The organism is Acidimicrobiales bacterium, assembly GCA_036491125.1.
Classification (GTDB): Bacteria; Actinomycetota; Acidimicrobiia; order Acidimicrobiales; family AC-9; genus AC-9.
The window spans coordinates 1-10,416 of record DASXCO010000102.1 but is presented as its reverse complement, the minus strand read 5'-3'; the positions used below and the strand labels follow the sequence as shown (position 1 = coordinate 10,416).

General features: G+C 66.7%; 11 protein-coding genes. 7 read left to right on the top strand and 4 right to left on the bottom strand.

From position 1 onward, the window contains the following. A partial coding sequence (locus tag VGF64_08830) for a sigma-70 family RNA polymerase sigma factor (protein HEY1634849.1) occupies positions 1–260 on the bottom strand: 260 nt, incomplete at its 3' end. A 132-nt stretch (positions 261–392) separates the two neighbouring features. On the opposite strand from VGF64_08830, the gene VGF64_08825 reads away from it, so the two are divergent. The 3 genes from VGF64_08825 to VGF64_08815 all read left to right on the top strand — a co-directional run bounded on the left by VGF64_08825 (position 393) and on the right by VGF64_08815 (position 3,778). After that, positions 393–1,976, top strand: coding sequence for an MFS transporter (locus VGF64_08825; GenBank protein ID HEY1634848.1), 1,584 nt, complete (start codon positions 393–395; stop codon positions 1,974–1,976). Between the two features lie 123 nt (positions 1,977–2,099). Next, the gene (locus VGF64_08820) at positions 2,100–2,831 is read left to right on the top strand and encodes an SDR family oxidoreductase (protein HEY1634847.1); all 732 of its coding nucleotides are present in this window, start codon (positions 2,100–2,102) and stop codon (positions 2,829–2,831) included. Between the two features lie 152 nt (positions 2,832–2,983). Next, positions 2,984–3,778 (top strand): DUF899 domain-containing protein, encoded by a 795-nt coding sequence (locus VGF64_08815; GenBank protein ID HEY1634846.1) that lies wholly within the window; start codon positions 2,984–2,986, stop codon positions 3,776–3,778. Positions 3,779–3,873: 95 nt separating this feature from the next. Here the strand turns inward: VGF64_08815 and VGF64_08810 are convergent, their stop codons facing one another. Beyond that, the gene (locus VGF64_08810; GenBank protein ID HEY1634845.1) at positions 3,874–4,530 is read right to left on the bottom strand and encodes a TetR/AcrR family transcriptional regulator; all 657 of its coding nucleotides are present in this window, start codon (positions 4,528–4,530) and stop codon (positions 3,874–3,876) included. A gap of 85 nt (positions 4,531–4,615) precedes the next feature. Between VGF64_08810 and VGF64_08805 the strand changes: the two genes are divergently transcribed. Both VGF64_08805 and VGF64_08800 read left to right on the top strand, forming a co-directional pair. Then, positions 4,616–5,659, top strand: coding sequence for an alpha/beta hydrolase (locus tag VGF64_08805; GenBank protein HEY1634844.1), 1,044 nt, complete (start codon positions 4,616–4,618; stop codon positions 5,657–5,659). Between the two features lie 30 nt (positions 5,660–5,689). Next, entirely contained in the window at positions 5,690–6,229 is a 540-nt protein-coding gene (locus tag VGF64_08800) for a carbonic anhydrase (protein ID HEY1634843.1), read from the top strand. A gap of 282 nt (positions 6,230–6,511) precedes the next feature. On the opposite strand, the gene VGF64_08795 is transcribed toward VGF64_08800, so the two are convergent. Further along, positions 6,512–6,802, bottom strand: a complete 291-nt coding sequence (locus tag VGF64_08795) for a Nif11-like leader peptide family RiPP precursor (protein ID HEY1634842.1) — start codon at positions 6,800–6,802, stop codon at positions 6,512–6,514. Between the two features lie 139 nt (positions 6,803–6,941). Beyond that, positions 6,942–7,232 carry a Nif11-like leader peptide family natural product precursor gene (locus VGF64_08790; GenBank protein ID HEY1634841.1) on the bottom strand — a complete coding sequence of 97 codons (291 nt, stop codon included), beginning with the start codon at positions 7,230–7,232 and terminating at the stop codon, positions 6,942–6,944. A gap of 435 nt (positions 7,233–7,667) precedes the next feature. Here VGF64_08790 and VGF64_08785 point away from each other — a divergent pair, with 435 nt between their 5' ends. After that, positions 7,668–9,113, top strand: a complete 1,446-nt coding sequence (locus VGF64_08785) for a TfuA-like protein (protein ID HEY1634840.1) — start codon at positions 7,668–7,670, stop codon at positions 9,111–9,113. A gap of 36 nt (positions 9,114–9,149) precedes the next feature. Beyond that, positions 9,150–10,412: a YcaO-like family protein gene (locus tag VGF64_08780; GenBank protein HEY1634839.1), complete on the top strand. Its 1,263-nt coding sequence runs from the start codon at positions 9,150–9,152 to the stop codon at positions 10,410–10,412. The last annotated feature ends 4 nt before the right edge of the window (positions 10,413–10,416 follow it).

Genomic DNA, 10,416 nt, shown 5'->3' with positions numbered 1-10,416 from the left:
CGGCGTGACGTGTCACGAAGGTAGTTGAGGCAGCGGTTGGTGGCGATGCGGTACAGCCACGCCCTGAGGGAGCGGCCGTCGAAGCGATCGAGTGCTTGCCATGCCGACAACAGAGTCTCCTGGAGTACGTCCTCGGCGTCATGGAACGATCCGAGGATCCGGTAACAGTGCACGTGGAGTTCCCGACGGTAGGGGTCAATGAGGTCCTGGAAGGCGTCGCTGTCGCCAGCCTGGGCCCGGGCGAGCACCGATTCGGTCATCGCATCCCCTCCTTTCCGCTGACACCTCCTGAAGGTTGCAACACCATCCATGCCTCAGATTCATCGCTGAATCAGGCCGGGGGTCGGTGTTTCAACCGTCGTAGGACCCAACGTCGAGACAGGAGGCTCATGATGGCCCTGGCCAATACCAAGTCAGAACCAGTCGAGGATCGACGAGGGATTCCGTTTCCCGCACCACGCCGGTCCCCGCTTCGGGCGCTGCGGGCGGCGGGCGTGGCCCCCCAGCGACCGGTCCGGCGTTGGCGGGCCTTCTCCCTGCTGGTCGTGGCGTACTTCATGACCATCGTGGATCTCACCATCGTCAACGTCGCCCTGCCCACCATCGGCGTGAAGCTCCACTTCGCCCAGACCGATCTGCAGTGGGTGATCACCGCCTACGCTCTCACCTTCGGCGGCTTCCTGCTCCTCGGCGGCCGGGCCGCCGACCTGCTGGGGCGTCGGCGCCTGCTCATGGTCGGCATGGCCGTCTTCTCCGCCGCCTCCCTGGCCTGTGGCCTCGCCACCTCTGACACCGTCCTGATCCTCACGCGCGGGCTCCAGGGCCTCGGGGCCGCCATCGTCCTGCCGGCCGCTCTTTCCATCGTGATGAACATGTTCCCCGAGGGTCCCGAGCGCAACAAGGCCCTCGGCATCTGGGGGGCCATGGGTGCCATGGGAGCCACCGTGGGGCTGCTCGCCGGCGGCCTGCTCACCACCTACATCGGCTGGGAGTACATCTTCTTCCTCAACGTGCCCATCGGGGCGGCCGCCCTGGCCTTGGCGCCCAGGATTGTGCCCGAGAGCAGGGTGGGCGGTGAGCGACGTCGCTACGACCCCTTCGGGGCGGTGTCCATCACCTCGGCGCTGGTAGTGCTGGTCTATGCCGTCTCGCAGGCGCCACGGGTGGGCTGGGTCACCACCCAGACCATCGCCATGCTCTCGGCGGCCGCTGCGCTGATGGTCGCCTTCCTCGTCGTCGAGACCCGAGTCGAGGCACCGCTGCTGCCGCTGCGCCTGTTCCGGATCAAGACCGTGGCCGGGTCGAACGCCGTCGGGTTCTTGCTCGGGGCCAGCTTCTTCACCTTCGTATTCGTCGGCACCCTGTACATGCAGCAGGTGCTGGGGTTCTCGGCCATCAAGACCGGCGTGGCCTGGCTCGCCGCCTCGGTCACGTCGGTGGCCTTCGCCGGCCTGTCGCAGATGTTGGTGACCAGGACCTCGGCCAAGCTGGTCATGGCCTTCGGCATGGCGCTCATCGGCGCCGGCATCCTCTGGGCCACCCTGATCCCCACACACGGGAGCTTCTGGGCTGACCTGGCCGGGCCGTTCTTCATCTCGGGCATGGGCACCGCCTTCGCCTTCATCCCGGTGTCGATCGGGGCCCTGGCCGGAGTCAAGGGGCGGGATGCGGGAGTGGCCTCGGGGCTGCTCAACACCTCGCAGCAGCTCGGCGGTGCCGTCGGGGTGGCGGTCGCCTCGTCGATCGTCGCGTCTCGCTTCCACACCCTCGTCCACCACGGCTACGGAACCGCCGCAGCCCTCACTGGCGGATTCAGCTGGGCCCTCTGGGTGTGCGGCGTGGCCGGGTTGGTCGCCATCCCGGTGGCCTTCGCGCTCATCCGACGAGCCGAGATCGCCAAGGCGGTGGCGAGCACGCAACAACGAGACGTCGCCGTCGCCGGTTCACCTGAGCCCGCGGGGACCGTGGCCGACTGAGTACCAGGTACCAGAACCCGGCCGGGACAGAGACGCCGCTCCGAAGTTCCGGCCGGGTCTGCCCAGCAAGCGATCTCCTCGTCAAAAAGTCACCAGCGACCCATCAGAAGAAGGGTAGGAACAATGTCGGTTCGCCAGCTCGCAGGAACAACAGCAATCGTTACCGGTGCAAGTCGGGGCTTCGGACGGGCCATCGCCATCGCCCTCGTCGAACGAGGTGCAGACGTCGTGGGTGTGGCTCGTGACGAAGCGCTGCTCTCCGAGCTACGAGAGAAGCTCGGAGACGCCTTCTCCCCGGAGCTGGCCGACGTCGCCGACCCGGAGCTCCCGGTTCGCCTGATCTCCGAGTATCGACCCAAGACCCTCGTGCTCAACGCCGGGGCCACCCCGGCGGTTGCCAGGCTCCAGGAGCAGACCTGGGAGAACTTCAGCACGAACTGGAACGTCGACGTGCGCCAGGTCTTCAACTTCGTCCGGCAGTCCCTGACGGCACCCCTCGACCCCGGCTCGGTGGTGGTCAGCCTCTCCAGCGGTGCGGCGCTGCGCGGGTCACCGCTCAGCGGTGGCTATGCCGGCGCCAAGGCCACGATCAGGTTCATCAGCGCCTACGCGAGGTCAGAAGCGGAACGCAGCGCCGCGGGCATCCGCTTCGTAGCTCTACTGCCGCAATTGACACCGGCGACCGACCTCGGGCGCATCTACACCGAGGCCTACAGCGGATCGAGGATCGCCCCGGCCAATTCGAGCCTCAGCGTCGACCAGGTCGGCACGAGCGTCGCTGATCTCGCCACGGGCGGCCCCTACGTGGCTCCGGCCTACGTGCTCACGACGGCCGGTCTCCAGCCCCTGGAGTGAGCGAGTGCTTCCAGTCAAGAGGAGGTAGATGAAAGTGGGCGCAGTCGATGGCTCGACCGGGTCCCTCTCGGTCGCGACCACGGTGACCCGTCGTGGGGGTCACATCGGAGGCTCCGTCCATCGCGAATCGAAAGTTGAAAGGAGACAGCACAATGACCAGCCACCGAATTGGAACACGTGATGAGTGGCTCGCGGCGAGCGCTGACCTGCTCGAGCACGAGAAGGAGCTCACGCGGATGGGTGATGAGCTTGCCCAACAGCGTCGGGAGCTTCCCTGGGTAGCGGTCGAGAAGGAGTACACCCTCCAGACCCCGCACGGGACGAGGACACTGGCGGATCTGTTCGACGGCCACTCGCAATTGGTGGTGTACCACTTCATGTTCGGCCCTGAATACGAGGGCGGATGTCCCACCTGCTCTTCGACGGCTGACAGCTTCAACGGCGTGCTCGCCCACCTCAAGGCGTGCGACGTGACCATGATCTGCGTCTCGCGAGCCCCGATCGAGAAGCTGGTGGCCTATCGGGAGCGCATGGGCTGGAGCTTCAACTGGGCCTCGAGCCACGAAAGCGACTTCAACTTCGACTACGGCGTCTCGGCCAGGGCGAGGATGCACGCCCCATCGGTGCCGCAGCTCGAGGCCAACGAGCTCGCGCTTCTGAAGGTCCTGAACGAGCAGCCGGCCATTCGTGAGAACCTGCCGCTCATCACCAGCCAGAACGCCGGCGCGACAGGGACGAACCTCGAGGGCTATTTCTCCCAGGGACACGGCGTGAGCACGTTCGCCCGGGAGGGCGACCGCGTCTACCACTGCTACTCCAGCTATGCCCGCGGTACGGAGTTCCTGATGGGCTACTACGCGATCCTTGACCGCGCTCCGAGTGGCCGCCAGGAAGGCGATCAGCCTATGAGCTGGCTGCATCGCCACGACGAATACGGAGGCGCGTGAGCCATGGAAGCGTCTGTTCTCAGGTCGCGGCTCGGTGTCGAGCTTCCTGCCTTCGGGCCGAACACTGGACTCGGTTGCCGGCAGGAGTGTACGGCTCATGCGAGGGCCCCCTCGATGAAGGCGGCGGTGAGCTGCTCGAGGTGATGCCGGGTGGCATCGGGGACGTCGCGCAGGGGACCCTGTCCGGTGAGCACTGCCAGCCCGTGCACCGTGGACCAGATGGGGAACTCGATGCCGTCGCGTCGCTTCGGGTCGAGCACGCCGGCCTCGACCAGCTCATCGAGTGCGGTGCGGAGCTGGGCCAGGGGCCTCCAATCCTCCCCGGTCCCGTCGTCGGGAGCGTCGTAGGCGTGGTGCCGCGATAGAGCGAACGCGGTTGCGAACAGCCCCCGTTCCTCCCGAGCGAACTCCAGGTACGCCGAACCGATTGCACCCAACCGACTGCCGGCCGCGGCAGCATCGCCGCGCTTACCGCGCACGCGGGCGACGCCTGCAGCCATTCGGGCACCGAGCTCACGCATGGCCGCCGTGCACACCGCGGCGAGGAGCTCGTCATGGTCGGCGAAGTGCCGATAGGCGGCGTTGGGTACCACGCCCACCATCCGTGTCGCTTCACGGAGCACCACGGCGTCGGGGCCACCGGATCGGGCCAGCTCGAGGCCTGCGGCGACCAGGCCGTCCCGGACGGCGCCTCGAGGCCGTCGTCGCCGCTCTGCCTGGTGTGCCTCCCGTCCTGATCGGCCAGCCGTCACGACAACAGGGTAACAAGGTAGTGGACAGCGTCCACCACCTTGTTATAGTGGACGGCGTCCACTAGATGACCAGAGGAGGCTCCCGATGAGCCGGAACAAGACAGCAGACTCTCCGCGGCAGGACCAGGCGCTGGTCACCGCGGCTGAGTGGTTCGCCAGCGGCCAGCGGCTCCCGTACGACCCGGAATCTCCCCGCATCCTGACCGAGAATGAGGCCGCTACGACCCCGGGGGCAGTTCGGGTCTTCGAGCGCGTGGCCGCCGCGGAGCAGGGCGCAGAGAGCGTGTGGCTCACGCTGCTGCCCGGATTCCCCGACGGCTCCTACGGCTGGGCCCAGGTGGACCGGATGATCGGCGACGACCTCCGCCCGCGCCTGTACGTAGAGCCGGTGGGCCAGGGTGAATCGGACAAGCCCCGCGACTACCCCTACTCAACCGTCGAGCGCGCCGAGCTGGTCGAGGCGCTGTGGCGGCACCACGGCGTGCGCAGCACCGTCGTCGTCACCTTCGACTACACCTCGCTGGCGCTGCTCGAGCTGTTGCGCCGACAGGCGGAGCGGACCACCTCCAGCGATACCGCCAGGCCGACGATCGTGGCGGCGCTCATGGTGAACGGTGGCCTGTTCGCCGACGCCCACACGCACCCGTGGCAGGGCACGCCGCTGCTGCGCACCCCGCTGGGCGCGCTGGGGATGTGGCGGGCTCAGCGCTCGCCCCGCGTCTTCGACGCATCGATGATGCAGGCACGCCTGTACTCCCCCAGCTACCGTCCCGCCCCCGAGGAGCTCGGCGAGCTGCGGTCAGCGATCACCCGCCGGGACGGAGCGGCGTTCCTCCACAACGCCGCCGGGTTCGTCAACGAGCACCGCCGCAACGCACAACGCTGGGACCTTGCCACCATCGCCGGTGACCTGGACGGCACGGTCGCTCTCTACGTCGGTGGCAGCGACGAGGACCCCTACGAGCACCGGCAGCTCCCGGCAGCCCGAGCGCGCGTGCCTCAGGCCGAAGTCCTGACCTTCCCCGGCGGCCACCTGACCACCAGCGAGCACCCGGACCTCCTCGCCGAAGCGATCCGCGACATCGCCACCCGGCACGGCGTGGGCACCCCGGCGAGTGCCCACCGATGACATGACCCCTCGAAACGGAACGGAGGCACCATGACCAGAATGAACCCCCTGCTCGAGCGCAACGAGCAGTTCGCCCGTACCTACACCCCCGTGGCACTCGGCCTGCCCACGGCACAGTTGCTCGTCGTCACCTGCCTCGACCACCGGGTCGACCCCGCGATCGTCCTCGGACTCCAACTCGGAGACGCTCCCGTCATCCGCAACGCTGGGGGACGAGTCACACCGGCCGTCATCGACGACGTCGCCTTCCTCGCCTTCCTCACCGAGCAGCTGTCCGGCGGCCAAGGTGCGCTTGACACGCTCTTCGAGGTCGCGGTCGTCCACCACACCCAATGCGGAACCGGACTTCTGGCCGATCCCAGCTTCCGCCATCGTGCCGCCGAGGCGACGAGCCTCTCCGAGGCCGTACTGGAAGCTTCAGCTGTCGCCGACCCGAACACGACCGTCAAGGCCGACGTCGAGCGCCTGCTCAGCTCACCCTTGCTCTCACCGAAGGTGAGCGTCTCCGGCCACGTATACGAGATCGACACCGGACGCATCACCACCACGCTTGAGGCGCGATACCCATAGCTCTCTCAGGGGTGGGCAACTGCGTCTGCCCCGCGGGTAGTCCGACTTCGATGAGGACTCCTACTGTGGCCGCGGGAGACGGCTCCATTGCCGTATCTGTTCCGGCATCTCCTTCTGGACCGTAGGTATCGGCCGTATTCAGCCGCTCCATCGTCTGCCGTTCGCGGCATTTGATTCCCAAGGGATTCCCAAGACCGTCGTTGGATGGGGTGGTGGTTACAGATGATGACCGTCCCTCAGCTGCCCGCAGAGTGGGCCGTGGCTACAGCTGCTGGATAGAGATCAGACCCATGCTGAAGCAGCTGCGAGCCCGAGGCCCACCGAGCCAAAATAGACTCCTCCGAACGCCAAGGTATCCAGCCCGCCCGCCATCGTGTCCAGATCCTCGTCCGAGAGCTCGGTCACGCCTGACAGCTTCCGGATGGTGGGCAGGTCGTCGCGGCTCACGTCGTAGCCAGCCTCGGTCACCATCCGACGCTTGTCGTCGGCCGTTTCCGCCGCTTCCAGCTGGCCTCGGAACTCCTCGTCCGAGTTGACCCGCTCATACAACGCGGTTACTCCCTCTGCACTCATGCTGGCTCCTGACTGGCTTGGTTGGCTGTGGTGATGGTCATCACACTGCTGGCTTGGCCCACTCGTATGGAGCACGCTTTCCTAACCTGTTCGCTCGCGCCATCTCCTGACCGGGCTCCTCGAGGCTGCTGGATAGAGATCAGACCCATGCTGAAGCAGCTGCGAGCCCGAGGCCCAGCGACCCAAAAAAGGCTCCTCCCGCCGCCAAAGTATCCAGCCCGCCCGCCATCGTGTCCAGATCCTCGTCCGAGAGCTCGGTCACGCCTGACAGCTTCCGGATGGTGGGCAGGTCGTCTCGGCTCACCTCGTAGCCAGCCTCGGTCACCATCTGACGCTTGTCGTCAGGCGTTTCCGCCGCTTCCAGCCGGTCTCGGAACTCCTCGTCCGAGTTGACCCGCTCATACAACGCGGTTACTCCCTCTGCACTCATGCTGCCTCCTTGCTGGTTTGGTTGGCCGTGGTGATTGTCATCACACTGCTGGCTTGGCCCACCCGCTGGGAGCGCGATTGCCTCCGCCGTATCCTGGGTGCTGCAGAACCACTTCAATCCCCCCTCTATCTCCGGAGCGGCAGCCAGAGAGTTACACGTCCTCCGCCGGGCTTGTCACCAGGCCCGAGTCTGGTGGCCAACCGTAGGACGAACCCCCCAAACGCCCGGTAACGATATAAGGGTAGGCGAGCGCGGTACCTTTCTCAACAGCACTTCCTCATAATGGTCTCGTGATTTGAGCGGTGCCGCCATAAGAATCGGGCCGCTCGGCATGAGGGGCGATCCGTTGGTGACCTCCCGCGATCATCGTTGGATCATCGGGCGCGACCACCAGTAGGAGGCAATCGGATGCAGGGTGACGGAGAGAGTTCCGGGGTGACGGACTCCGGTCGTCAGGGCTCTCTTTCACGCGACGACGGCCGGACCGGCGCTTCGGCCATCGTCTTTCTGGGCCCCTCGGTCGACCGTGCCTGCGCCAAAAAGCTGCTCCCGGATGGCACCTTCCTGCATCCCATCTGCCAGGGGCAGCTGATCTCGGCCGTCGCCCTCCACCATCCGGAGGTCGTGGCGATCGTCGATGGAGAGTTTGGCCAGACCCTCTCGGTCTGGCACAAGGAGATCCTTCACGTCTTGGGACAAGGGGTGCGCGTTTTCGGATCATCCTCGATGGGAGCGCTTCGCGCCGCAGAATGCGGCATCTACGGGATGGAGGGCGTCGGTCGAATCTACGAGTGGTACCGCGACGGCATCCTCACCGACGACGACGAGGTGGCGCTCCTCCACAGTGAGGCCGACACCGGGTGGCGCAGCCTCACGTGGCCGATGGTCAACGTCCGGGTGACGGTTGAGCGCCTCCTCGCAGAGGGCCAGCTCGACGGCGAGGGCGCGCGCCAAATCCAGGAGACGGCCAAGTCCCTTTACTTCGGCAGTCGCACCGAAAGCACACTGGCAAGCGCCCTGATCTCCAGCGGCCGCTCGGACGGAGTAGCACTGGCAGGGCTGGTCTCGAGCCACTACGTGGACCAGAAGCGCCTCGACGCCGTCGAGTTGCTCCGCCGGCTGGATACGGACCTCGGCGAGCGGCCGACCGAGCTTCGCGAGCCCCGCGAACGCTCTGGAGGATTGGCCAGGGCAATGCGCAGCTGCGACACAGAGGTCGAGCGTTCAACGGGTCGCGTGCTGCGGTACCAAATCATCGACGACGTCGCCCTCCACGAGCCCGACTTCGAGCAGCTCCAGGAGCGAGCTCTCCACCGAGCCATAGCCGTCTCGTATGCCGAGGACTTTGGCTTCGAGCCAACGAGCGAGGAACTGAACGAGGAGAGAAGCCGCTTCCTCGTCCGCATGGGCCTCACCGAGGAGACGCTTCCGGCCTGGCTGGAAGGCAACGATCTTGACGAGACCGACCTCGAGGAGCTCATTGTCGACGAGGCGAAGACTCACCGATTGCGGCGCTGGTACCTCGCTCTCCAGGGGTACGAGCGCAACCGACGCGTCGTTGCCGATCAGCTCCGGCTGGAACGACGCTATCCCGGCGTGGCCGACCGGGCCGCCCGTCGAGCTGCTCTTTCGGCCACGCCGGGACCAGATGTGTTGCCGGACGAGAAAGACATTCCTGGAATGCTGTCCGAGCACGTCGCCGCAACTGGCTTGCGGCCGTCCCAGCCATTCCCGGAGTGGCTGGACGAGCACGGGTTCGCCTCGGGAGCCGAGTTTCTCCTGGCCGTGTCGGACGCGGCCCACGCTCGGCGCGAGGGAGCTCGGTTGAAGGACCGAGTCGAGAAGGCCCTTGGCTGGATCATGGAGATCAAACCTGAGTGAGCGGGAAGCACCGTTTCGCGACCGAGCTATCGGGAGGTGACCGTCATCAGCGCAGCGACCGGCACCACCACGCCCGACCCGGTCAACTACCGCGGCGAGCTCCACACCGCCGCGAAAGAGTTCGTCTGGGGGACCCAGCGCGCCATGTCCCCGGAGAAGACCCTCGCTCGGATCCGGCCGCACTTCCCTACCGTAGGTATCACCAGGCTGGCGGACATCACTGGCTTGGATCGGGTCGGCGTGCCCATCTGGTGCTCGATACGACCGGATTCCTCGACCCTCGCCGTGGATTCGGGCAAAGGGGCCACGTCGGTTGCCGCAGCCACCTCGGCGGCTATGGAGGCTCTCGAGCGCTCTGTGGCGGAGATCTTCGATGAAGCGGTAGCGCAGGCGACTTTCGCCGACGTGGCGGACGTGGCAGCCTTCGGGCCCCACGAACACCCCCGAACCCGTCATTCTCTGTGGGCCGAAGACACGCGGCACACGTGGGCCACGGCGTGGGACCTCGTGAGCGGTCGCGAGGTCCTGGCGCCCTCCCAGCTCATTGCCCTGCCCGGCCGAACGCGGCGGCTGCGCCAGTCGTGGTGGGCGCCGTCGTCGAACGGCCTCGCCTCCGGCAACAATCTCCCTGAAGCACTCTGTGCCGCCCTGTACGAGGTCATCGAGCGCGACGCCACGGCCTGCTGGCAAGTAGCCATGGATCGCGGTCATCGTCCCCTGAACATCGACCTCGACACCATCGACGGTCCGGTCATCCGGGCCTTGCTCGACCAGCTGGACGCGGCCGGCATCGGGCCGGAGCTGCTCTGGTGCCCGACCGAGCTCGGAGTGCCGGTGTTCCTCGGATTGGTCAGGGATCTCGAGGTCCCAGCTCTCGGTATGTACAAGGGGTACGGGTGTCACCTCGATCCCGAGATATCCATGATCAGGGCCCTCACCGAGGCCGTCCAGGCGCGCACCCTGTTCATCGCCGGCGCGCGCGACGATCTGTTCCGGTCCGCCTTCCGGGCAATGCGGGTGGCGGGCGAGATTCCTCTTCCGTGGTCCGATTCGGTGCCAACCGCCGCACCGGCAGTGCCCGACGCCTCGACCCCCACTTTCCACGGAGACGTGGGCGTCTTGCTGGCGCGCCTCGTCGAGCGGGGATTCGAGCGCGTGGTGATGCGGGAGCTGCCCGCGGCGCACCTCGAGGTATCAGTCGTGCGCGTGTTCGTGCCCGGCCTGGAGGGCTACCAGTTCTCCTGGATCGCGTCCGGCGAGCGGGCCGCCACCTTCGATCCGTCCGTTTGGACGAGCTGAACCC